A 23,703-nucleotide genomic window follows, 5' to 3' on the forward strand; every position below is an offset into this window, starting at 1 on the left:
GTTAAATGATGTAAAAATCGGCGCTCCTGACCTTATGCCGCATCGCGATCAGCTAGGGAAATAATGTGATACGATGCGACCCGTTCACGTACCTCACCGCCTCGGTCGGGGGCACGATCGGACCTGACGGCGGAAGTTTGAACTGGGCCAGACAACGATGTCGCGTGCAGAGGCTGCCTTCGGACCATTTCGATTTGATCGATCCAGCGGAATATTGCTGGACGGGCAAAATCTGGTCCAGCTCGGCTCGCGGGCACGCGCCCTGCTTGGCGCCCTGATCGAAAAGCCGGGCGAACTCATACCGAAGGCGCAGCTTTACGAGCGCGCGTGGCCTGGCCTCCAGGTGGACGAACGTAACCTGCGAGTTCAGATCTCAGGCCTGAGAAAGGCACTGGGCGATCATGGCGCCCTGATCCGGACCGAAGCCTCGCTTGGCTACCGCTTCACCGGTCGATTGAGTTCGGACGCATCCACCGAAATCGTTGCTGCCGGTCTTCCGCATCACGCGCTGTCCACGGCTGTGGCACCGCTGGGGCGCGACGAGATGGTGAATGATCTCATCCGGATGCTAAGCGAAGGCCGGCTGGTCACAGTGCTGGGTCCGGGGGGCGTCGGAAAGACGGTCGTCGCGCTGGCCGTCGCGCGCCGGATGGAACGTGAGTATCGCGACGGCGTCCATTTCGTCGATCTCGGCGGGGCGACCGACGAGCGGCAAGTGCACGCGGCAGTAGCCTGCTCGTTGGGCAGGGGCGAATCGGGATGTTCGATTGAGCAGGTAGTGCTTGCTCTGCGGGGCAGGCAGACTTTGCTGATTTTGGACTCCTGCGAGCATGTTGCCGAGTACGTCGCCGCTCTAGCCGAGAGGATATTGAGGGAAACGGAGAAGGCCGTCGTTCTGGCGACCTCGCGGGAATCATTGCGGGTTGGCGGCGAGATCGTCTGGCGACTGGAGCCCCTCGAGGTGCCGCCGGCAAACTTCAAGGCGGTCGCGAAGACGGCATCTGCATATCGATCGGTGCAAATGTTCCTGCAGGTTGCGCGGCAGCATGCGTTGGCATTTCACCTGGACGATGGGAATGCGTCGTCGGTCGTCGCGATCTGTCGCCGGCTCGACGGAATTCCGTTGGCGATCGAGCTTGCCGCCTCCATGGTTGGCGTGCTGGATCTCGACGAGATACAGCGCGGGTTGGACGAGCGGTTTCCGCTGCTCACGATGGAGCGTCGAACGGCGATACCGCGCCATAGTTCGATGTCCGCTGCGGTCGAGTGGAGCTACGGCCTTCTTTCTGCAGAGGAAAGAAGCACGCTGTATTGCCTGGCTAAGTTGCATGGTTGGTTCTCGCTCGACGCAGCGCTTGCGATCGCCAGTGACGGGACGATGCGGCCGGAAAAAGTCCGGAATGTCATCGTCGCACTCGCTAACAAATCGCTGTTGAATGTGAGTCAGCAGGTTTCCTCGATTCAATATCGTCTGCTGGAAACGACGCGCGCATATGTGCTCCAGCGTCACGAAAACACGCGAACGCAAGACCTCGCTCGCACAAGGCAGACTGCGTATTCTCGGAAATGTTTTGAGCGGGTCGATCGCGAGGCGCGCGCCTCCGGACTCGCGCAAGTCGATCGTGACCATGGGTGAATGCGGAAATATGCGGCTTCTGTCGTTTTTGAGTCTGTGCCTGTCGATGGGGATAGCCACATTCGCCGTCGCCCAACCGAAATATAGCGTCGGTGCGTCTGACACCGAGATCAGGATCGGGAATTTCGTGCCCTATAGCGGTCCATCTTCCGCCTATGGTGTGATTGGTCGGATCAATGGCGCCTATTTCAGGATGCTGAACGAGGCGGGCGGGATAAATGGGCGTCGGATTACCTGGCTATCGTACGACGATGCCTATAGCCCGGCCAAGGCGGTCGAGCAGGCGCGGCGGCTGGTTGAGGGTGATGAAGTTCTGTTGCTGTCGCAAACGGTAGGCGCACCGTCGAATGCTGCTGTGATGAAGTATCTCAACAGCAAGAAGGTGCCGCACATACTCCTGTCGACCGGCGGCACCCGCTTCGGCGACGATCCGGCAACATTCCCTTGGACGGTGCCGTTGAATGTGCCGTATCAAGCGGAAGGCCGGATTTACGCGACCTGGATCACCGAAAATCATCCGGGCGCGAAGATCGCCATTCTCTACGCGAACGACGATTATGGCCGTGACATTTATAGGGGCGTGAAAAACGGTCTCACCGAGCGCGGGACCACCATTCTTGCCGAAGCGACTTACGACAATGCTGATCCAACGATCGATTCACAGATCGTGAAGCTGAAGGCCTCCGGAGCTGACTTGTTCGTGAATCTCTCTACGCCGAAATTTGCCGCCATGGCCATTCGCAAGATTGGCGAGATCGGCTGGCAGCCCGTTCATGTCCTCAACCAGGTTAGCCAGTCGACCGGCGCCGTCATGAGGCCCGCCGGCCTTGAATACGCTCAGGGCATCATAAGCGCCGCTTACATCAAGGATCCGATGGACGAGAGCTGGGACAATGACCCGGGGATGAACCGCTTCGCCTCGTTCCTGCAGAAATACGCGCCGGATGTGGATCGGAGCAATGGCCTTGTGCTCTATGCCTATGGTGCCGCGCAGACGCTGGAGTACATTATCAGGCGGGCAGGTAACGATCTCACGCGCGAGAATATCATGAGGGCTACGAGCGAGCTCGGCGATTTCGCCCCCGCTTCGCTATTGCCGGGAATCACATTGCAGCCCCTGTCGAAAGACCATTTTCCAATCAGGAAAATGCAGATGATGCGTTTCGAAGGCGATAGATGGCAGCGCATCGGATCTTTGATCGAGGCCAATCTGAACTAAGCCTACGGCGATGCAGACGGGCTCTTTGTCGCGGGTCTCGTTAGCGCTGCGGCGTTGCTCGTGGCGGGTGGATGGGCACGCTGTTCATACGGAGGGTCGGCCCTTTATTTCTAGGGGCATCCGTCGCAGTCGCTTACGCAATCCGGTGGATGGGTGAGCTATGGCTTGCCAGGGAAGTTTCCTGCCAGACGAAATCCGCGCTCCGCCAGCGACGTGTTGTCGCACAGCTTAAGTTGCGGTTTCTTTTGTGCGTTGGGCGTCCCGGGTTTCGGTACCTTCTTCGTCAGGATGGACGGTCTCAGGCGGATGGCCGTCCAAATATCTTTGTTTTATCGACCTATTACAGTTGCTGACCTCGTGACCATACTGCGGCTTTCCTCGAACGCGTTCCTGGCTCTCCGGAAAGCAGGTGTATCGCCTACGGCATCGAGGCATTGCTCTTAACATCCTTTTACTCGCGCCGACTGCTGCGGACATTAGCGTTATCCGTGACCGTTGAATTGTATGAAGCGCAGACGGAGCACGCATGAAATATGATCAGGAACTGATGCAGGGCGATGTTGATGAAGATCGCCGTGATGTAATCCGGCTGGCGGGAGCATCCGTACTTGCGGGTCTTGCGGGAACCGCGCTGTCGACGACGAGCTCCCCGGCCCAAACAGCGGCTAAATCATCAGCCGGTGATATCGATAGCGCTCCTTTGGGCCAGCGACTGCAAGGCGTGCAGCATATCGGCCTTACCGTGCAGAACATGGAAAGAGCCTACGAGTTCTATACCGAAGTTCTCGGTGGCACCGAGGTCATGCGAGACGGAGATTTCTTCGGCGAGAAGGTGCACAATACGCTTTTGACGGATCAAGAGATCCTCGCGCGCGAGCTGAATATCAATCCGGTAACGATCGGAGTGCCGGATCTTCGCGGTGGAAAGCAGCGGCTCGACGTGCGATTCATCCAGTTCGACAATATCGTCATCGAACTGCTCCAGTATCGGGAAGCAACGGAGCCGCAGGGAACGGCCAATAGTTTCGCCGAACCGCGCGATCACATGAGCCCGGCGTTTCCGCGATCCATGCACTTCTGCTTCTATATTCGCGATGATGTCGACTTTAACAAGTTCATCCATGACCTCGAGGCCGAATGTGGTCGGCGCGGAATGTCGCAGGTAAAGGCCAACCGAACCGTAACGGTGCTGACCGAAAAGGAACGCCTCGCTGCGCCCCTTTCCTCCAATACGAACAAGATCACCGAGGGGGCGTCCGACGGGTGGGCGCTGATCTATTGCAAAGGTCCGGAAGGCGAACAGCTTGAATTCGTGCAGGCGTTGGGGCCAGTGAAGCGCAAATTCATGACTGCGTTTGATGTCCGTCAAAAGCGTGTATCCGGAAAGAATTGAAACGCCCTATGACGTCGCCGCGGGAGATGGGTATGAGCCAGATGCGTAGAGCTACAGGGATTGCATTTGCACTTGTTTGTTGTTTGGCACCGGCGACGCAGTCGTACGGGCAGGAGGCAAGGGGCGTAAGCTATTCGAGCATTCCTCCCAACGCTCTCTCAATTGTCGCGCAAGTGCGTGCGAAGCCCGGTAAAGCGGAAGAGCTACGGAGCGCGACCTTGCCCTTGATCGCGCAAGTGCGAAGCGACCCCAAGAATCTTGTCTATTTTTTGCAGGAAAGTCGCGAGCAGCCGGGACATTTCATCTTTTATGAGGTGTTTGCCACCGAGGCGGACTTCGAGGCGCACAATGCCATGCCGTATGTCAAGGAATGGTTCAAGACGATCGAAAAACTGGCTGACGGTGGCGTCACTGTCATGAAGATGACCGTCCTCAAATGAGGCGATTGATAGGGCTGCTGCAGTAGCTTCTATGACTTACCGAACGATCACATATCCCTTGGTTGTCGCGAAGTACCGGATGTTCGAACAAGCCTGTGCGGCGCAATGCGCTGCATCCGGCGAGCGTACTGCAGGTGATATTTCGCATCCCCCTCGGCGGCCTAGCCACTCGTGATTTATCGCGGAGTGGCGTCTGAGCCTGCGTCTCCCGTATTGCCATGCGACGATTAGTAGACAAGCTCCATCGCGGCGAAGATGGCCAGGTACCAAGTGTCTGATCTCTGCCTTCTCGGGCTTTACATATTTTAACCGTTCTAGAGCCGCAGGCTGCTGTAGCTTTCCCCCGACCGACATCTGGTTCGGACGAGATTCCATCCACCAAGATGCGTCTATGCGTGATGCGAAACCATCGTTCTCGGAGGAGGTGTTGAGATGATCGAACTGATGGTCAATGGAGCCAAATCCAAGGTCGATGTCGATCCATCGATGCCGTTGTTATGGGCCTTGCGCGATGAGTTGGGTATTACAAGCCCGAAATACGGTTGTGGAGTGGCGCAATGTGGTGCCTGCACCGTCCACATCGATGGACATGCTGTCCGTTCCTGCCAGTCGCGTGTTGGCGACGTCGTCGGAAAGTCAGTCGTCACGATGGAAGGTCTGCGCGACAGAGAAACGCATCCAGTTGTGCAGGCATGGATCGAGCATCAGGTTCCGCAATGTGGTTACTGCCAGACCGGCCAGATCATGCAGGCGATTTCACTTCTTGAACTGATCCCCAAGCCGAACGATGAGCAGATAGATGAGGTGATGTCCGGTAATCTGTGTCGCTGCGGCACTTATTCGCGCATTCGCGCTGCGATACATGCGGCGGCAGCGAAGATGGCGGAGAAGTGAGATGGGCGCGCATCGGAACTTATCTCGCCGCGCCTTCATTGTTGGCGCTGCCGCAACGGCCGGAGGCATCGCATTCGGGACTTACAGCAATGCTTCGGAAGCCTTCCGAGCCGGTGACGTAAATCCGTTAGCTGTGGGCCTCGGGCCGAACTCCGTCTCTTTCAATCCATGGGTCGAAATCAGCCCGGAGAAGATCACGCTCGTCGCGCAACACGCCGACATCGGGCAGGGTGTCGGATCCGTTCAGCCGATCATGATCGCCGAAGAGATGGATCTTGATATCGGCCAGTTCGAAGTTCGATTTGCAAGCCCGAGCCCCGCATACTTCAATACTGGCTTTGCGGAGGAGTTGGCGCCCTTCGTGGCGGCCGATCAAAGCCCAGCTGCTGAACAGGCGCGCGCAGCCGTGTTCGAAACTCTCAGAAAGTCCGGCTTGCAGATGACGGGTGGGTCGAGCACGATCCCGGACACCTATGAGAAGCTGCGTGTCGCCGGTGCTGTCGCGCGTGAAACCTTGAAGGCTGCTGCGGCCAAACGCTCAGGCGTATCTGCCGCTGACGTCCGCACTCAATCCGGTCACGTGATCCTGCCAGACGGAACGCGAATTCCCTACGTTGAATTGTCGGCCGAGGCCGCGAAGATTCCGCCTGTTCTCGACGCCAAGCCACGCGACCCGTCGAACTGGCGAATTCTGGGGAAGCAGATGATGCGCCTCGATGTTCGATCGAAAGCGTTGGGTGAACTGAAATTCGGCATCGATCTCAGGATCGACGGAATGATGTACGCCTCGGTCAAGCTGAATCCAAACAAAGGGCAGCCACTGCTCTCATACGATGCTCGCAAGGCGCGCGCCATGCCAGGCGTGAAGAAGATCCTGAAGCTTAAAAATGGCGTTGCCGTAGTTGCAACGAATAGCTGGTACGCAATGAGGGCAGTTGCAGCAATTGAATGCAAGTGGGCGCCTTCGAAGTATCCTGCCGAACAAGCAGGCCATTGGAAGGTTTTGGAAGAGTCCTTCAAGCCAGAGTTCCTAGGCAAGGAGTGGCGCAATATCGGCAATGTGGATGCAGCGTTCAAGTCGGGAAAGGTCATCGAAGCAGAATATCGTGCGCCCTATGTGGCGCATCAGCCCTTAGAGCCTCTCAATGGCGTCGCCATCGTTACAGACAACGGGATGGAGATCTGGGTTGGTCATCAGAGCCCACAAGCCGTACAATCCATTGCGGCCGCAGCCATCGGTCTCAAGCCTGAACAGGTCGCATTTCACAATCAATGGACTGGCGGAAGTTTCGGTCATCGACTTGAATTCGAGAATATCGGCGTACTCGCCGAGATCGCCAATCAGATGCGAGGCACGCCGATCAAGCTCGTCTTTTCGCGTGAGGAGGACTTTCTCCAGGATATCCCGCGCCAGATTTCCCTCGCCCGACATTCGGGGGTTGTCGAGAAGGGAAAGATCGTTGCTGCTGAGCTTAAATCCGCCTCGACCGCACCTTTCAAAGGTCTGCTCGAGCGCATGGGAGCTCCGTCGAAGGATCCCGACGGCCAGTTGGGGGCGTGCTTGTGGAATGTCTATTACAACATCCCGAATTTCCGCTCTACCAGCTACGAGGCGCAGGGACTGTCGCCGAGTACGACATGGCGGTCTGTCGGAGCCTCGACAGCCGGCTTCTTCACCGAGAGTTTTATTGATGAGTTGATCCATGCGGCTGGTCTGGATCCTCTGCGCGCACGTATCGAGATGTGCACGGTTCCCACCTACAGAAAGGTGCTTGAGACGGTCGGGGAGATGTCAGATTGGAAGGGGCCTCTTGGGAACGGAAGAGGGCGTGGTGTCGCATTCGTCGAGTCATTCGGAACACCCACGGCTGAAGTTGTTGAAGTGACGATGACCAGAAGTGGCATCCGGATCGACAAGGTCTGGGTCGCCGTCGATGTCGGCAAGGTCATCGATCCCGTCAATTTTGAGAACCAGGTCCAGGGAGGCGTGGTGTGGGGGCTCGGCCACGCTATCAATTGCGAACTCACTTACGCAAAAGGCGCGGTCCAGCAAACCAACTTCAACCACCACGAGGCCATGCGCCTCTATCAATGCCCGGTGATCGAAGTTCGCGGGCTTGAGAACGATCCAAAGGTCCGAGGGGTCGGGGAGCCTCCGGTGCCGCCGGCAGCGCCGGCGCTGGCTAACGCGATATTCGCAGCGACTGGGCAACGAATCCGCGAAATGCCCTTCAACAAATATATCGATTTTGTGTGAGGGTGGTCATGAGAAAAGCTGCTATCGCACTCGCCGTCGCCGTTTCATCGATCGCTATGATTACCGGACTGGTTGCGGCCAAGGGGCCGGCGAAAGACGCGCTGCCACCTGGAAGCGTCAGTCGCGCTGAAGGGCTGAAAGCCTGGAAGCGGATTGAAGCGGTTGTAACACATCCGCGCTGCGCCAACTGTCATGTCGATGCCAAGGCGATCCCGGTATGGTCTCCGTCCGGCGAAGGTAAAGACCGGGTGCATGGCATGAACATCCACGCCGGCATGAGCCGCATCGGTGCTGAGGGGCTTCGCTGTTCTACCTGTCACATGACCTCGACCCAGCCGAATGATCCCGCCCCGGCGCCATTGCGGGCAGGCATCGACTGGCAGTTGGCTCCCGTCGATTTCATCTGGTACGGCAAGAGCGGCGCCGAAATTTGCGCACAGCTCAAGAATCCCAAGCGTAACGGCGGTCGCGATGTAGTCGCTCTCCTCGCGCACTTGCGGCACGACGAGTCGTTGAGCGGGTTCATACCGCGGGCATGGCAACCCGGCGCAGGCCGTGCAACTCCGCCGGGTACTTTTGAACAGCATGTCAAAGACATGGCAATGTGGGGAGCCGCTGGGCAGCCGTGTCCAAACTGACGAGGTTGCAGCTATCGTGGATGGAATATTCGTCATTACCGTCATTATCGGCAAGTGCCGCGCCGCGGGATGCCGAGCTTCTCCAGCGTGCGCCCGGCAGGCAAATGCGACTGCTCGACCAGCGCGATGATCTCAGATTTCTCGGACGCCGGATACCTCATGCCTCGTCCTCCCCATCCCCGCTCATACTTTTTTAAGCAGACGGCTTTCCATGGTGGTCGGGCACGACTTCCTTCAACGCCGAGGCCTCCCGGCGAAGACCCTTCACCTCGCCTGACGTGGTGGAGCGGGCTGTGTCACCCGCCAGGCGGCGCTTTTACGGCGTCATCTAATTTATGCCATCCGTGTGCAGCTTTACTGGAAAGCCAAGAGCGCGCGAAACCTGCGACGCCGGTTCTCGACCCGCGCGTCCAGCAGCAGATAGATGCGTGAACTAATGCGCGTCAGATTTCCGTCTCGACTTCGACCGGCACCTTCACCGCCGCCGAACTGATGGGCGTGTGAATGTCGAGTTCGACATTCTTCGTCTTGAGTGAAACGATTAGCGAATACCGTGTTTGCTGATTGCAGACGTCCGCTGAAGCGCGGTTGCGCCACCAGCCGTTCACTGGCTTAACGCAAAGCATATTCCGGCCAAGAAGCTCAATAGCTGGACCGCGCCACACGTCGCAATGCAAGGACCCCGCTGAAATGCTGTCTGCACCCAGAACCCAGCGTCCATCGGCAGGCGCACCAGTTGCCCGGCGTGGATTTTCACTCTCTGACGCATTAACACGCTTCTTGAATTGCGAGAGTGTTTCGCGCGGTCTTTGTAGGTCGAAGCGCAGGCCATGTGATTGATAGCGTTGCGAGTCCACATTTGCCGATAAGCCTGGGTTTGGATCGACAAAATATGACAGCGTTACTTTCAGTTCGACCGGCTCGTTTTCCAACTCTTCGAGCAAAGAACCCGGTATCGGCAAATTGTAGTAGTGGCACTCATTGAATTTGCGACTTCCATCCAGCTGGAACGGCTGAATTTCCGCCTGTGCCATCATCGCGAGATGGTTCGTTGCCGAAGCGCTCGCTCGGTCAAAATCGGGCACGCCATATCCGAAACGACGAATAAGCGCATAACGCTCGCGCTTGCCAGGTGTCGCATCAATTGCCGTCAGTATCGACCCGGTCCATTCGGCGCTATGAACCATCAAGGCGCGGATGGTTTCCGGCCAGAACTCGGGATACTTCGCCATCAATCGCGCGGCTATCCGTGCTGCCTGCGCCGTCGCCGCGCTTGTCGCCTCAAACGGCACTAGCGGCGTGCCAGCTTCATGACCGGTGGTCAAAAGCGAGAGCGAGCCTACTGTCAGGATTTCCGTCAGACCCGGATTTACGGCGCGGTTTCCCGCTTCCATGACCAACTCAGGCTTGAACGGTGCGATGCCCTGTTCCCATTCGACACTCGTCCGGCTATGGGGGCTGAGGTCGCCCGCTGCGGCCAGCGGGTTCCAATCCTCGTATCCGTCGTCGCTTACCGAAATCAAATCCGTGTAGTCTTCGATAATTTTTTCAAGGACAGGTCGCGCGTGGTCTGGCACATACAGCGCAATGGTCTTGCCCGTGTTGGTTTCCTTCGATGCGCCAGAACGAATGCCTTCCGACTTCAAATCAAGTGCGTCGGCCGCTGTGCCTTTGCGTAGGTCCACTTCGATGATTGAACTGGACGGCGCTTCAAGCCGCTCGTCGGTCGGACGAGCAGCCGTCGCGGGGTGAACCTCGGTGTAGAACCGACGGTTCAAGAAACCCCGAAACCAGCGTATAAAACTGTATCTATTGCGGTTTTCGCGCTTCTCGGTGGCGAGTCCCCCCCTCTCCGCCAGCCAGGTGAAAATCGCAACGAAATCAATAAGTCATTGAAAGCAATAGATTTTTTTCCGCCCGATTGGTACGCACGGGTGGTACACATGGCTCGATCTATGTCTTGTGCGCCTCGCGATGCCGTTATTGAGCGTCAAGCTTACGAAACATCACGAGCGCATCAACATATTCGTCAGTCGGAAGCCGAAAAGCCTCAGGCAGCCGTCCGACGATCTCAAAACCAAGCGTAGTCCAGAGTCTCACCGCACGCACATTGCTGCTCACGACGCAGTTGAATTGCATGGCGCGAAATCCGGAGCTTCTGGCATAGTCGAGCGAGTGTAGGCACATATTGCGCGCCACACCGCCGCCTTGCGCGCTCGCCAGCGTCATGTAGCCGCAATTGGCCACGTGGCTGCCACCACCGCCCTGGTTGGCGCGCACATAATAAGATCCCACGATCTGACCTTGGCGCACGGCAACGAAGGTTCGTTTATCCGGACCGTGCCAGTAGGACAAAGCATCGTCCTTCGTCATCAGGGGGTCCAGGGCGTAGGTCGTGCCTGCACGGATGGTCGGCTCGATGACCGACCAGATGTCTGCCCGGTCTGCCGGCTCAGCCGGGCGAATGATCAGGTCGTCGGAGTGTATGACCATACAAGTGCCGCCTAAGCCGGACTGAATATACGCCGACCTTCGCCGGCATCTTGCCCGTGGGATTGACCGATTATTCTGCGGCGTTCCTCGGACGGGTTGGTATTGAAGGCGGCCTTGAACGCCTTGCTGAGATGCGAACCGTCGACGAAGCCGGTTTCGGCGGCGATCGCGGCCAGCGATAGGTCGGTTTTCAGCATCCACCGTGCATGTTTCAGGCGCAGCCGCAGATATGTCGCCTGCGGCGACTGGCCGGTTTCCTCTTTGAAAAGACGCTCCAGTTGCCGCGTGCTCAGACTGACCTTGCCGGCCAGTCGCGCGACAGACAGCGGCGCTGACAGGTTCTGCTCCATCATTAGCAGCGCGCGCGAGATCCGTCCGTCGGTCTCGGCAAATTCGGTCGGCGGCGCCGATTGAGCCGAAGATCCGGGTTTCATGCGATCGATCAACATGATGTGGAGCGCCTTCTGCGCGCTCGACAGGCCCATGCGTTGTTCCACGATATGGGCGGCGAGGTAGGCAACGCCCATGCCGCCCGAACACGTGATGCGGTTGCCGTCGATGACGAAGAGCTGGTCGGCCACCGGGAGTGTCTCGCCGAATTCCTCCAGGAAATCGCGATAGTGATACCAGCTGATGCAGCACTTTTTCTGATTGAGAAGGCCGAGACGCCACAGCACAAAACTGCCAGTGCAGACGCCGATCAGATCGACTTTGGTGTTCGCAGCCTCCAGCAGATAGCGCTTGATCTTGTCATCGATCTGCGGGCCCTGATGCAGCAGGCCGCCCACGACGACGACATAATCGAGCTCGCGCGGATCGAGGAACCGGGAATTCGGATACATCAGCAAACCGCAACTCGAACGGATCGGCTCGTCGGTGTCGGCCATGATGTGCCACTGGCAGCGGATCGGCCGACTGTTGTCGCCCTCGTCGGCGGCGAGACGCAGCACGTCCACGAAGCTGGCCAACGCAGTCAGCGTGAAATTCTTGGTCAGAATGAAGCCAACGCGCAGCGGACGGACCTTTGGTTGCATCACCCCTGCCTTCGCATTCACCATATGGTCGAATGGCAATCCGGGTGATCGCCGCGAGACGATGCTCCAAAACGGACCCATGTCGCATCATTACATACCTCCAGCGCGCTGGGGCAGGCATTTGCGACGGACTGATCCTAAAAATACATTGCCGCGCGCGCAAGGGCGGCGAAGCGTCTCGCCTGGAGCGCGAGGTTCGGGGCGTCGGCCGGGAACCGACAAGCCCCAGGTTGTTGCGGCCAGATCAGGTCGGCCGGTTCAGCGCAGGAGGGTCAGCCGGCGGACGGCGGCTCTTCTGGCGTCGCGAACTGCGCTTCGCGGCCGATCGCAGCAAGAAATGCGTCGAGTGCGCCGACCGACAGCGATGTCGTGCGGCTGTTGATGATGGGGTGGCAATTGATGCGCTCCGCCGATCGTAAGCGCGCATCGATGACGGGAGTGACCGCCTGATTGGCATCGTTGTAGAGCGCCAGAATCGAGACCGATCCCGGTTCGATCCCAAGCAATTCCTTCAGGGCTTCCGCGCTTCCAAATGACAGCCCGCCCTTGGCGCCGATCGTCTTTGCCAGCGACTTCAGGTGAACGGTCGCGGCTTCGTCGGTGACGAACAGGAAGAACCGCTTCTTGCCGTCGCGGAGGAACAGGTTCTTGGTGTGAATGCCGGGAATGTCGCCACGCAGCGCACGCGACTCTTCCACTGTACGCACGGGCGGGTGTTCGAACGTCTCCACCACGATCGACTTGTCTTTGAGGTACTGAAGAATCTCGTCGCTGCGTTCGATGCTCATTCTGCGTGTCCTTGACCGTCGGTGGCGGGACTGCGTGCGCCCGGGGCAGGCTGTCCTGTCTATATGGCAGCGATCCGTGTCGCATGGATACGTCGCGAATTCGAGACCCTGGCGAGCGAAGCCGGGTGGCTTGTCGCAAATCTACGTGTTTCGTGTCGGGGCTTTGCAAACCTGCGGCGTCCCGATGTCGCTCTGATCCAACATGATTGGCGGCCTGATGCTGGCCGCGAAGCGGCAGCGAGTTGTAGGCTCCGTCCAATCACAACGTGGACAGCCATGCAGAAATTCTCAGCGCTTTCATTACTACGGGCAGGGCTGACCGGTCATACCGGCTGGCAGCGACAGTGGCGTTCGCCTGAACCGAAGCCGGGTTATGACGTCATCATAGTCGGTGGTGGTGGCCACGGGCTTGCAACGGCTTACTACCTGGCCAGCCGCTACGGCGTCAAAAACATTGCCGTCCTCGAAAAGGGCTGGATCGGCGGTGGCAATACCGGCCGGAACACCACGATCATTCGTTCGAACTATCTGTTCGACGAAAGCGCCGGGATCTACGAGCACGCCCTCAAACTGTGGGAAGGGCTGTCGCAGGAACTGAACTACAATGTCATGTATTCACCACGCGGCGTCTTGATGCTGGCGCACAACATTCACGATGTGCAGAGCTTCAAGCGACACGTTCATGCCAACCGTCTCAACGGCATCGACAATGAATGGCTGTCACCGGCGGAATGCAAAGAATTCTGTCCGCCACTGAATGTCGGTGGGTCCATGCGCTATCCGATCCTCGGCGGCGCGCTGCAGCGCCGCGGCGGCACGGCGCGCCACGACGCTGTGGCTTGGGGCTATGCCCGCGCTGCTGATGCGCTCGGCGTGGATATTATCGAGAATTGCGAGGTCACCGGCATCCGCCGCGCGCCGACCGGGGAGGTGGTCGGCGTCGATACGACGCGCGGCAGCATCAATGCGAAGCGCATCGGCGTCGTCGCGGCCGGCAATACCAGCACGGTGATGAACATGGCCGGCGTGCGTCTGCCGCTGGAAAGCTTCCCGCTGCAGGCGCTGGTCAGCGAGCCGGTCAAGCCGATCTTCCCCTGCGTGGTGATGTCGAACACGATCCACGCCTATATCTCGCAGTCGGACAAAGGCGAGATGGTGATCGGTGCGGGAACGGATGTCTACACGTCCTATACACAGCGTGGCGGCCTGCACATCGTCAATCATACGCTGGATGCGATCTGCGAACTGGTGCCGGCGTTTCGGCGCCTGCGCATGCTGCGCAACTGGGGCGGCATCGTCGATGTCACGCCGGATCGCTCGCCGATCGTGGCGAAGACGCCGGTATCCGGGCTGTACGTCAATTGCGGCTGGGGCACCGGCGGCTTCAAGGCGACGCCGGGATCGGGCGAGGTGTTCGCCAGTACGATCGCCAAGGATGAGCCGAACAAGATCAATGCGCCGTTCACCATCGAGCGATTCCGCGATGGCGCCGTGATCGACGAAGCGGCTGCGGCCGCCGTGGCGCATTGATAGCGGGGAAAACGAGATGCTCTTGATCAATTGCCCCTATTGCGGGCCGCGCCCGGAGGCCGAATTCGCCAATGGCGGGCAGGCGCATATCGCCCGCCCGGCCGACCCGATGAGCCTCACTGACGACGAGTGGGCCGCCTATCTCTATATGCGCGACAACACCAAGGGCCTGCATCACGAGCGTTGGCGGCACGCCAATGGCTGCGGCCGTTTCTTCAATGCCAGCCGCGACACGACCACGGACGTCATCAAGCGCACCTATCGCATGGGCGAGCGCCCCGAAGCCGAACATCAGGGTGCCAAGCCATGACGGGTACGTATCGCGTGCGGCGCGGCGACGTCGCTGAAAGCCGCAACGCAGTTCATTTCACGTTCGACGGAAAGTCGTATCAGGGTCTGGCCGGCGACACGCTGGCCTCCGCGTTGATCGCCAACGGCGTGCATTTGGTCGGGCGTTCGTTCAAGTATCATCGGCCGCGCGGCTTCGTCTCCGTCGGTTCGGAAGAGCCGAATGCGCTGGTCGGTGTCGGCGCGACCCAGTCGCGCTATACGCCGAATCTGCTCGCGACCCAGGTCGAGATCTATGACGGGCTGGTGGCCGAAAGCCAGAATCGCTGGCCGTCGCTCGAGACTGATGCCAGCTTCCTCAACGAATATTTCTCGGCCTTCCTGCCGGCGGGCTTCTACTACAAGACCTTCATGTGGCCGCGCACGGCCTGGAAGAAGCTCTATGAGCCGGTAATCCGGCGGATGGCGGGTCTCGGCAGAGCGCCAGCCGAGCCGGATGCCGATCGCTATACGCAGGTGTTTGCGCATTGCGACGTGCTGATCGTCGGCGCCGGACCTGCGGGTCTTGCCGCAGCGCTCGAAGCCAGCAACAGCGATGCCACCGTGATCCTGTGCGACGAGCAGGCAGAGATGGGCGGCTCGCTACTGTCTGATCGTTCGGCATCGATCGACGGCATGCAGGCCGCCGACTGGGCGCGCGCGGCGCTCGATGAATTGCGCAAGCGCCCCAATGTGAAGCTGATGTCGCGTACGACGGCGTTCGGCTGGTACCCGCACAATTTTGTCGGTCTCAACGAGCGCGTCACCGACCACCTCAGCAATCCCGCGACGAACCAGCCGCGTGAGCGGCTCTGGCAGGTCAGGGCCAAGGAAGTCGTTCTGGCGGCTGGCGCAATCGAGCGGCCGCTCGTCTTCACCGACAATGACCGGCCGGGCATCATGCTGGCCGATGCTGCCCGGACCTATGTGAATCGGTACGGCGTGGTGCCGGGCAAGCAGGTGGTCGTGTTCACCGCCTGCGACAGCGCCTATCGCGCGGCTCTGGACCTCAAGGCAGCCGGTGCCAAGATCCAGGTGATCGTGGATCTGCGCAAGAGCGCGTCGGGCCATTGGGTCGACAAGGCGCGCGCCGAAGGCATCAAGGTCCGCTCCGACAGCATCGTTCGCGGCACGTCGGGCTGGCTGCGGGTAAAGTCGGCGCAGATCTCCAACGCGCAGGGCGGCGATGCCGAGACGGTGGCTTGCGATCTCATCCTGATGTCCGGCGGGTTCACGCCGTCGGTGCATCTGTTCTCGCAGAGCCGCGGCAAGCTCAGTTACAGCGAAGAGCTGCGGGCCTATGTGCCTGCCGAGTCCGTCGAGCGCGAGCGGTCGGTCGGGGCGTGCAAGGGACTGTTCGCGCTCGAAAGCGTCATCGAAAGCGGCGCCAAGGGTGGCCGGGACGCTGTGGCCAAGGCCGGCTTCTCCCCGCGCGGCGAGCGCAGCTATACGGTCTCCGCGCAGTCGGTGGGTGCCGATGCGTTCATCGGCTCCGTGATGACCGATCATCAGGCGGAAAAGCGGGCCTGGGTCGATTTCCAGAACGACGTAACGGCCAAGGATGTCCGGCTCGCGACCCGCGAAGGGTTCCGGTCGATCGAGCACGTCAAGCGCTATACGACGACCGGCATGGCCACCGACCAGGGCAAGCTGTCCAACATGAACGCCCTCGGTGTCGTGTCGAAGCAGATCGATGTCGCGGTGCCGAAGGTCGGCCTGACCACGTTCCGCCCGCCTTATACACCGACGACCTTCGGATCCTTTGCTGGCCAATCGCGTGGTGATCTGTTCGATCCCGTGCGCAAGACCAGCATCCATCCATGGGCCGAAGCCCAGGGCGCACAGTTCGAGGATGTCGGCGTCTGGAAGCGCGCCTGGTATTTCCCGCGGGTGGGCGAGGACATGCATGCCGCCGTCGCGCGCGAATGCAAGGCGACGCGCGAGTCGGTCGGCATCTTCGATGCCTCAACGCTTGGCAAGATCGAGATCGTCGGCAAGGACGCTGCGGAATTCATGAATCGCATGTACACCAATGCCTGGACCAAGCTGGAGCCCGGTCGGCTGCGCTATGGCGTGATGCTGCGCGAAGACGGCTTCATCATGGATGACGGCGTCGTCGGCCGCATGGCGACGGATCGTTTCCACGTCACCACGACGACCGGCGGCGCGGCCCGCGTGCTGTCCATGATGGAGGACTACCTCCAAACCGAATGGCCGGACCTCGAAGTGTGGCTCACCTCGACCACCGAGCAGTGGTCGGTCATTGCCTTGCAGGGACCGAATGCGCGCAAGGTGCTGGAGCCGCTGGTCGAGGGCATCGATCTGTCGGCCGATGCCATGCCGCATATGAGCGTCCGCGAAGGACGTATCTGCGGCGTGCCGACGCGGCTGTTCCGCGTGTCGTTCACCGGCGAACTGGGCTTCGAGGTCAACGTCCCCGCCGGCTATGGCCGGGCGGTCTGGGAAGCGATTTTTGCGGCGGGGAAACCCTACCGGATCACGCCCTACGGCACCGAGACCATGCATGTGCTGCGCGCGGAGAAGGGCTACATCATTGTCGGTCAGGAAACCGACGGCACGGTGACGCCCGATGACGCCGGCCTCGGCTGGGCTGTCGGCAAGGCGAAGCGGGATTTCGTCGGCAAGCGCTCGCTGTCGCGGCCGGCGCTGGTCAGGGAAGACCGCAAGCAACTGGTCGGGTTGCTGACGACGGACCCCAAGGTGGTTCTCGAAGAGGGCGCCCAGATCGTGCTCGATCCGACCCATCCGATCCCGGTGCCGATGATCGGACATGTCACCTCCGCCTACTGGAGCGCGACGCTGAACCGCTCGATCGCGCTGGCACTCGTTCGCGGCGGTCGCTCGCGGATGGGTGAGGAGCTCTCGATCCCGATGCCGGACGGCGTGATCAAAGCGAAAGTCGTCGACTCGATATTGTTCGATCCGAAGGGGGAACGTTTGAATGCTTAGTCCCGCGATCATGCGTTCGAACGCGTTGTCCCCAATGCGGTCGTCCGGCACCACTGCTGCGTCCGCCACAACGCTCTCGATTCTTCCCGATGCGGCGAAGCTGGTATTTCGCGGCAAGACCGAGGTGATCGAGGCGGCCGGGGCGCATTTTGGCGTTAAGCCGAGTCTTGAGGCCTGCCGCTTCGCGGCGGTCGGCGGCCGGTCGGTCTATTGGCTGGGGCCAGACGAATGGCTGTTCCAGGCGGTGAACGAGAATCCGATCGAGGTATTTGGCGGGATGTCGGCAGCGCTGCAAGCGCAGGCCTGTTCGCTGGTGGATGTCAGCCATCGTTCGGATGGCATCGCGGTTGCGGGTCCAACGGCGGCACTGGTGCTGAACCATGGCTGCCCGCTGGATCTGTCCCTCAAGGCGTTCCCGGTCGGGATGTGCACGCGCACGGTGCTGGGTAAGGCATCACTTCTGCTGTCGCGTTCTGAAGAGTACGTGTTCCACGTGGATGTATGGCGTTCGTTTGCGCCCTATGTCTGGCAATTCCTCGACGAAGCGCGAAGCCTGTCCTAGCAGCCCGGCTGCGCCCTGGAGACCGCGCGATGATTGGAACGTTCGATCTCTTCAAGATAGGCATCGGGCCGTCGTCATCGCATACGATGGGACCGATGAAAGCCGCGGCGCTGTTTGCCAGCCAGCTTGCGGAGCGCGGTCTGCTGAAGGACCTCGCGCGCGTGAAGGTCGAGCTGTTCGGCTCGCTGGCCTGGACCGGTCGCGGTCATGGCACCGACAAGGCGGTCATTCTCGGTCTTGCCGGCAAGTTTCCGGAAACGATCGATCCGGAAGAGGCGGAGACGCTGGTCGATGGCGCCCGCGCGACGGGCACGCTGCGGATTGCCAAGCGGCGCAACGTTCCGTTCGATTTCGCCAATGACATCATCTTCGACGGCGTGACCGAGCCGCCAAACCATCCGAATACGCTGGCGCTCTCCGCTTTCGGGGGGGACGGTAATATCCTTCACGGCGAGCGTTGGTGCTCCGTCGGCGGCGGCTTTGTCGTTCCGGAAGCGCAGGTCGGCGTCGTCGGGATTGTCGAGGACGTTCCCGTCCCGCATCCTTTCAGGTCGGGCAAACAGTTGCTCGAGATCGGTGCGAAAACCGGTCTGTCGATTGCACAGATCGTCATGGCCAACGAGATGTCGTCGCTCCCGGCGGAGGAGATCGAGCAGCGGCTCGATCGCATCATCCAGGTGATGATGGACTGCATCGATCGCGGCATGACCAAAGAGGGGCAGCTGCCGGGCGGACTGAACGTCAGGCGCCGCGCGCCCTCACTGCATCGGCGCCTTGTCGCCGCTGCAAGCTCGAACAGCCGCGCCCAGCATGAGGTGATGGATTGGGTCAGCCTGTATGCGATCGCAGTCAACGAGGAAAATGCGGCGGGTAGCAAGGTGGTGACGGCACCGACCAATGGCGCGGCCGGCATCATACCTGCGACGCTTCGCTATTTCCGCGACCATTGCCGCGAGGCGTCACCTGAAAACATGCGCGTGTTCCTGCTGACTGCCGCCGCTATCGGCGCGCTGTTCAAAATGAATGCGTCGATCTCCGGCGCGGAAGTCGGCTGCCAGGGCGAGGTCGGCTCGGCCTGTTCGATGGCGGCGGCGGGGCTCGCGGCCGTGCTCGGCGGTACCAATGAGCAGATCGAGAACGCCGCCGAGATCGGCATGGAGCATCACCTTGGCATGACCTGCGATCCGATCGGTGGGTTGGTGCAGGTGCCATGCATCGAGCGCAACGCCTTTGGTGCCGTGAAGGCGATCAATGCGGCGTCGCTCGCATTACAGGGCGACGGTACCCACGTGGTGCCGCTCGACAAGGTGATCGCGACGATGCGCGAGACCGGGCGCGACATGCAATCGAAATACAAGGAGACCTCACTGGGAGGTCTCGCTGTCAATCTGGCAGAATGTTGAGGGAAGACCATGACCCAAGCCGAACGCGAGGCATTCTTCACAGCCGATCTCGCCCAAGCAGACCCGACCATCTCGTCGTCGCTTGCCGGAGAACTCGGCAGGCAGCGTGACGAGATCGAACTGATCGCATCCGAGAACATCGTATCGCGTGCAGTGCTGCAGGCGCAGGGCTCGGTGCTGACCAACAAATATGCCGAAGGCTATCCCGGCCGGCGCTACTATGGCGGCTGTCACTTCGCCGACGAAGTCGAGGAGGTGGCGATCGAGCGCGCCAAGACGCTGTTCGACTGCAGCTATGCCAATGTGCAGCCGAATTCCGGGAGCCAGGCCAACCAAGCAGTGTTCATGGCGCTGATGAAGCCCGGCGACACCTTCATGGGCCTCGATCTTGCGGCAGGCGGTCATCTCACCCATGGCGCCAAGCCGAACATGTCGGGCAAGTGGTTCAACGTCGTCAGCTATGGCGTTCGCCGCGACGACTGCACCATCGATATGGAGCAGCTCGAGAAGCTGGCAGTGGAGCACAAGCCGAAGGTCATCGTCGCCGGTGGCTCGGCCTATTCGCGGTTCTGGGATTTTGCTGCGTTCCGCCGCATCGCGGATGCGGTCGGTGCCTACCTGTTCGTCGACATGGCGCATTTTGCTGGCCTCGTGGCGGGCGGCGCCCATCCGTCGCCGTTCCCGCACGCCCATGTGGTGACCTCGACCACTCACAAGACGCTGCGCGGCCCGCGCGGCGGATTGATCCTGACCAATGACGAGGACATCGCCAAGAAGATCAATTCGGCGATTTTTCCGGGACTGCAGGGCGGGCCGCTGATGCATGTCATCGCCGCCAAGGCGGTATCGTTTGGCGAAGCGCTGCAGCCCTCGTTCCGTCAATATGCGGCCGACGTCGCCGCCAATGCGCGCGCGCTGGCGGACACGCTCTCAAAGGCCGGCTATCCGATCGTCACTGGCGGCACCGACAATCACCTGATGCTGGTCGATGTCCGGCCGAAGAACCTGAATGGCAAGCTCGCCGAGGCGGCGCTCGGGCGAGCGAACATCACCTGCAACAAGAACGGTATCCCGTTCGATCCGGAGAAGCCGACCATCACGTCGGGCATCCGGCTCGGCTCGCCGGCCGCGACGTCGCGCGGCTTTGGCGTCGGTGAATTCGAAGAAGTCGGCAAGCTCATTGCCGCCGTCTTGGATGCGAATTCCGGCGCGCCTGACCAAGGAGCACGGGAGGTCGAGGCAAAAGCACGTGGCCGCGTCGCCGAGCTGGTTGCGTCGTTCCCGATCTATCGGTCCTGATTAGGCCGCTTGATGGAGCGTGTGGGAGAGGGGCAGGCGGACGGGATATTCATCCAAGGGCTGAATGTTCACGCGCGCCACGGCTTGCTGGATCACGAGGCGCAACTGGGGCAGCGCTTCGTGATCGATATCGATCTGCAGGTCGATCTCTCCAATGCGGCCAGTTCGGACGACATCGGACAGACGATCGACTATGCGTCGGTCGTCGCCACCGCGACTGAGGCATTTCTGGCGTCGCGCCATGTACTGTTGGAGCGGGCCGCGGCAGCCATCGCCGACGGCATTCTCGATGTCCATGCGCGCGCCAGCGCCGTGCGCGTCACCGTCCACAAGCCGCAGGCGCCAATCACGGCAATCTTCGAGGGTGTCGGCATAAGGCTGACGCGATACCGCGCCGACAGGCATCGTCGGATCGCGTGATACAAGGCTCCGCCGTCCCGCTGCGCGGCAGCCACACCGACATGTTTTCAGCCCATGGCGATCGCAGCCACACGATCGATCCACCACCGAGACAAGCAAGATGATGAAGAACTGGATCCTGACCTTCTGTTGCCAGGATCGCCCGCGCATTGTGTCGACCGTCACGACGGCGATTTCCGATGTCGATAGCAACATCCTGGAAAGCGCGCAATTCTGGGACAGGACGACCAACCGCCTGTTCATGCGCATTGCTTTCGAGACGCCGGATTCGATCAGCCGGAAGACCCTGGAATCGATGCTCAAACCGGTGTTGTCGCGGTTTGAGATGAACGCGGTTCTGGTCGATGCCGCGTCGCGTCCCCGGGTGATCATCATGGTCTCCAAGTCGGACCATTGTCTCGAGCAGCTTTTGTATCAGGTTAAAGTTGGCTGGCTGAAAGCCGAGGTCGTCGCGATCGTGTCAAACCACCGCGACTGCGAAGCGATCGCCGAGAAGGCGGGGATCCCGTACTATCACTGGCCTGTCAGCAACGAGACCAAGCCAGAGCAGGAGCGGCAACTCTACGAACTGTATCTGAGGGAAGGCGCCGATCTGGTCATTCTTGCACGTTACATGCAGATCCTGTCGGACGATCTGTCGAGCAAGCTCTATGGTCACGTGATCAACATCCACCACTCCTTCCTGCCGAGCTTCAAGGGCGCGCGGCCCTATCACCAGGCCCACGACAGGGGCGTCAAGATCATCGGCGCTACCGCGCATTACGCGACGCCGGATCTCGATGAGGGCCCGATCATCGAACAGGAGACCGAACGGGTGACGCACGCGTCGTCCTCGGACGATCTCGTCGCCGTTGGGCGCGACATCGAGTCGCGAGTGCTGGCGCGCGCTGTGCGGCTTCATCTCGAGCGTCGTGTCCTTTTGAATGGACGCAGAACGGTGGTGTTCTAGCGCCTGAAATGCAACGACGAATGCTCGTTTGAAAAGCATCGACAGGCCAAGATTTAATCTTCGCGATGAATTTTGCAGCGCAGCGGAAATCATTGTGTTTGCTACGCAAAATAGTCCGACGAGCAGTCGGCGCGCGAACCAAGAACAGGCAGTCGATATTCGGTAGTTATGACGCAATTCTACAAGCAACAGCGCGCGTGCATCCTATCTGCCGCATTCGCGGACCACTAGCGTTGCAGGCTGGATCAACCTGGAAGGATCAGCGATGGGGACGATTAGCAAGCGTGGTTTGGCCGCATTGGCCGTTGCGAGCGTGTTGCCACTGGCCTTTGGCAGCTTCAGCGCGGCCTTCGCCAAGGACAAGGTGAAGATCGCTTTCGTGGGTCCGCTGACCGGCGCTATTTCGCCTCACGGTATTGGCGGACGCAACTCGGCCGAACTGGCCGTGAAGCTGATGAATGCCGAGCCCAACACCAAATATGAGTACGAGCTCGTCGTACTTGACGACGAGTGCAAGCCCAACGTGGGCGTGCAGGTCGTCACCAAGATCGCGTCCGACCGTTCGATCATTGCCGCGATCCCGCATTACTGTTCCGCCACCGCGATTGCCACCGTCGATATCTTCAATCGCTTCAAGATGCCGATGGTCGTGTGGGCGGCAGTGCTGCCCGAAATTACCTATGCCAAGAAATATCCTGAAGTGCACCGCGTCAGCGGCATCCTGATCGGCCAGAACCGCATCGGCGCGCAGTTCATGAAGGCACGCGGTTACAAGAAGTTCGTGTCCTTCGCCGACTCCACCGACTACGGCAAGTCGATGAACAAGTACTTCACCCAGTTCACGCTCGAGAACGGTAATGAAATCCTGGGCAGCTTCTCGGTCCCGCCGGATCAGCAGGATCTGTCGGCCGAGCTGACCAAGATCAAGGAGCTCAATCCGGAGGTCATCTATTTTGGTGGCCTGACACCGCTCGGCGCACGCCTCCGCACGCAGATGGCCAAGTTCGGCATCAACGCGCAGTTGGAGGGCAATTCCGGCATCATGGGCGATGCCTTCGTCAACGCCGCTGGTCCGGAGCTCGCCGAAGGCACGCTGACCTTCTTCGACAGCCCGCCGCTGTCCAAGATGCCGGGCGGCAAGATGTTCTCGGATGCCTACAAGGCTGCCGGCTATTCCGAACCGCCGGAAGCTTACGGACCGTTCGCCTATGTCGCCACCCGTCTGGTCATGGAGACCATCGAGAAGGTCGGGCCGGATCGCGCCAAGGTCACCGCCGACCTTGGCGATGTGAAGGACCGTCCATCCATCGTCGGTCCGGTCACCTTCGACGACCATGGTCAGAACATCACGCCGCTGACCACGAGTTATGTCGTCCAGGACGGCAAGTGGGTGGTCTGGGAAGAAAGCGAATACGTGTCCGGCAAGCGCAAGCTCAAGAACCTGCCGTAAG

At 60.2% G+C, this 23,703-nt stretch carries 20 protein-coding genes and 1 pseudogene; 16 read left to right on the forward strand and 5 right to left on the reverse strand.

Annotation, left to right across the window (positions count from 1 at the left end):
• Window positions 1-157: 157 nt before the first annotated feature.
• From SFY93_RS05090 to SFY93_RS05120, 7 genes are all read left to right on the forward strand, one after another.
• Window positions 158-1,636, forward strand: coding sequence for an ATP-binding protein (locus SFY93_RS05090; RefSeq protein WP_320446260.1), 1,479 nt, complete (start codon window positions 158-160; stop codon window positions 1,634-1,636).
• Complete coding sequence (locus SFY93_RS05095; RefSeq protein WP_320447699.1) at window positions 1,629-2,855, forward strand: ABC transporter substrate-binding protein; 1,227 nt, start codon at window positions 1,629-1,631, stop codon at window positions 2,853-2,855. The genes SFY93_RS05090 and SFY93_RS05095 overlap by 8 nt, the downstream gene beginning before the upstream one ends.
• 526 nt (window positions 2,856-3,381) lie before the next feature.
• Window positions 3,382-4,248 (forward strand): VOC family protein, encoded by an 867-nt coding sequence (locus SFY93_RS05100; RefSeq protein ID WP_320446261.1) that lies wholly within the window; start codon window positions 3,382-3,384, stop codon window positions 4,246-4,248.
• Window positions 4,249-4,280: 32 nt separating this feature from the next.
• On the forward strand, window positions 4,281-4,688 hold the full coding sequence (locus SFY93_RS05105) for a putative quinol monooxygenase (protein WP_320446262.1): 408 nt from the start codon (window positions 4,281-4,283) through the stop codon (window positions 4,686-4,688).
• Between the two features lie 432 nt (window positions 4,689-5,120).
• Window positions 5,121-5,582, forward strand: coding sequence for a (2Fe-2S)-binding protein (locus SFY93_RS05110; protein ID WP_320446263.1), 462 nt, complete (start codon window positions 5,121-5,123; stop codon window positions 5,580-5,582).
• Between the two features lies 1 nt (window position 5,583).
• Window positions 5,584-7,839: a xanthine dehydrogenase family protein molybdopterin-binding subunit gene (locus SFY93_RS05115; RefSeq protein WP_320446264.1), complete on the forward strand. Its 2,256-nt coding sequence runs from the start codon at window positions 5,584-5,586 to the stop codon at window positions 7,837-7,839.
• A gap of 8 nt (window positions 7,840-7,847) precedes the next feature.
• Window positions 7,848-8,477 carry a hypothetical protein gene (locus SFY93_RS05120; protein WP_320446265.1) on the forward strand — a complete coding sequence of 210 codons (630 nt, stop codon included), beginning with the start codon at window positions 7,848-7,850 and terminating at the stop codon, window positions 8,475-8,477.
• Between the two features lie 62 nt (window positions 8,478-8,539).
• Here SFY93_RS05120 and SFY93_RS05125 read toward each other — a convergent pair.
• The 5 genes and pseudogenes from SFY93_RS05125 to SFY93_RS05145 form a co-directional block, all read right to left on the reverse strand.
• A pseudogene (locus SFY93_RS05125) lies at window positions 8,540-8,793 on the reverse strand (IS3 family transposase); the annotation flags it as partial.
• 127 nt (window positions 8,794-8,920) lie between these two features.
• Window positions 8,921-10,255, reverse strand: coding sequence for a S8 family serine peptidase (locus tag SFY93_RS05130; protein ID WP_320446266.1), 1,335 nt, complete (start codon window positions 10,253-10,255; stop codon window positions 8,921-8,923).
• Window positions 10,256-10,457: 202 nt separating this feature from the next.
• Window positions 10,458-10,949 (reverse strand): GNAT family N-acetyltransferase, encoded by a 492-nt coding sequence (locus tag SFY93_RS05135; RefSeq protein WP_089266908.1) that lies wholly within the window; start codon window positions 10,947-10,949, stop codon window positions 10,458-10,460.
• A 32-nt stretch (window positions 10,950-10,981) separates the two neighbouring features.
• Window positions 10,982-12,004 carry a GlxA family transcriptional regulator gene (locus tag SFY93_RS05140; protein ID WP_320446267.1) on the reverse strand — a complete coding sequence of 341 codons (1,023 nt, stop codon included), beginning with the start codon at window positions 12,002-12,004 and terminating at the stop codon, window positions 10,982-10,984.
• Window positions 12,005-12,276: 272 nt separating this feature from the next.
• Window positions 12,277-12,792 (reverse strand): prolyl-tRNA synthetase associated domain-containing protein, encoded by a 516-nt coding sequence (locus SFY93_RS05145; protein ID WP_320446268.1) that lies wholly within the window; start codon window positions 12,790-12,792, stop codon window positions 12,277-12,279.
• A gap of 276 nt (window positions 12,793-13,068) precedes the next feature.
• Between SFY93_RS05145 and SFY93_RS05150 the strand changes: the two genes are divergently transcribed.
• The 9 genes from SFY93_RS05150 to SFY93_RS05190 all read left to right on the forward strand — a co-directional run bounded on the left by SFY93_RS05150 (window position 13,069) and on the right by SFY93_RS05190 (window position 23,702).
• The gene (locus SFY93_RS05150; protein ID WP_320446269.1) at window positions 13,069-14,322 is read left to right on the forward strand and encodes a sarcosine oxidase subunit beta family protein; all 1,254 of its coding nucleotides are present in this window, start codon (window positions 13,069-13,071) and stop codon (window positions 14,320-14,322) included.
• Window positions 14,323-14,338: 16 nt separating this feature from the next.
• Window positions 14,339-14,632 (forward strand): sarcosine oxidase subunit delta, encoded by a 294-nt coding sequence (locus tag SFY93_RS05155; protein WP_068737808.1) that lies wholly within the window; start codon window positions 14,339-14,341, stop codon window positions 14,630-14,632.
• Complete coding sequence (locus tag SFY93_RS05160) at window positions 14,629-17,619, forward strand: sarcosine oxidase subunit alpha (protein ID WP_320446270.1); 2,991 nt, start codon at window positions 14,629-14,631, stop codon at window positions 17,617-17,619. Before SFY93_RS05155 ends, SFY93_RS05160 begins: the two co-directional genes overlap by 4 nt.
• 34 nt (window positions 17,620-17,653) lie before the next feature.
• A complete protein-coding gene (locus SFY93_RS05165) occupies window positions 17,654-18,181 on the forward strand; it encodes a sarcosine oxidase subunit gamma (RefSeq protein ID WP_320446271.1) in 528 nt (175 codons plus the stop codon).
• Between the two features lie 29 nt (window positions 18,182-18,210).
• Window positions 18,211-19,584, forward strand: a complete 1,374-nt coding sequence (locus tag SFY93_RS05170; RefSeq protein ID WP_320446272.1) for an L-serine ammonia-lyase — start codon at window positions 18,211-18,213, stop codon at window positions 19,582-19,584.
• A gap of 9 nt (window positions 19,585-19,593) precedes the next feature.
• Window positions 19,594-20,883: a serine hydroxymethyltransferase gene (glyA, locus tag SFY93_RS05175; RefSeq protein ID WP_320446273.1), complete on the forward strand. Its 1,290-nt coding sequence runs from the start codon at window positions 19,594-19,596 to the stop codon at window positions 20,881-20,883.
• Window positions 20,884-20,895: 12 nt separating this feature from the next.
• Window positions 20,896-21,303, forward strand: a complete 408-nt coding sequence (folB, locus tag SFY93_RS05180) for a dihydroneopterin aldolase (RefSeq protein ID WP_320446274.1) — start codon at window positions 20,896-20,898, stop codon at window positions 21,301-21,303.
• 100 nt (window positions 21,304-21,403) lie between these two features.
• The gene (gene purU / locus SFY93_RS05185; RefSeq protein ID WP_320446275.1) at window positions 21,404-22,252 is read left to right on the forward strand and encodes a formyltetrahydrofolate deformylase; all 849 of its coding nucleotides are present in this window, start codon (window positions 21,404-21,406) and stop codon (window positions 22,250-22,252) included.
• Between the two features lie 265 nt (window positions 22,253-22,517).
• Window positions 22,518-23,702, forward strand: coding sequence for a branched-chain amino acid ABC transporter substrate-binding protein (locus SFY93_RS05190; protein ID WP_320446276.1), 1,185 nt, complete (start codon window positions 22,518-22,520; stop codon window positions 23,700-23,702).
• The last annotated feature ends 1 nt before the right edge of the window (window position 23,703 follow it).

Source organism: Tardiphaga sp. 42S5 (assembly GCF_034044155.1).
Taxonomy (GTDB): Bacteria; Pseudomonadota; Alphaproteobacteria; order Rhizobiales; family Xanthobacteraceae; genus Tardiphaga; species Tardiphaga robiniae.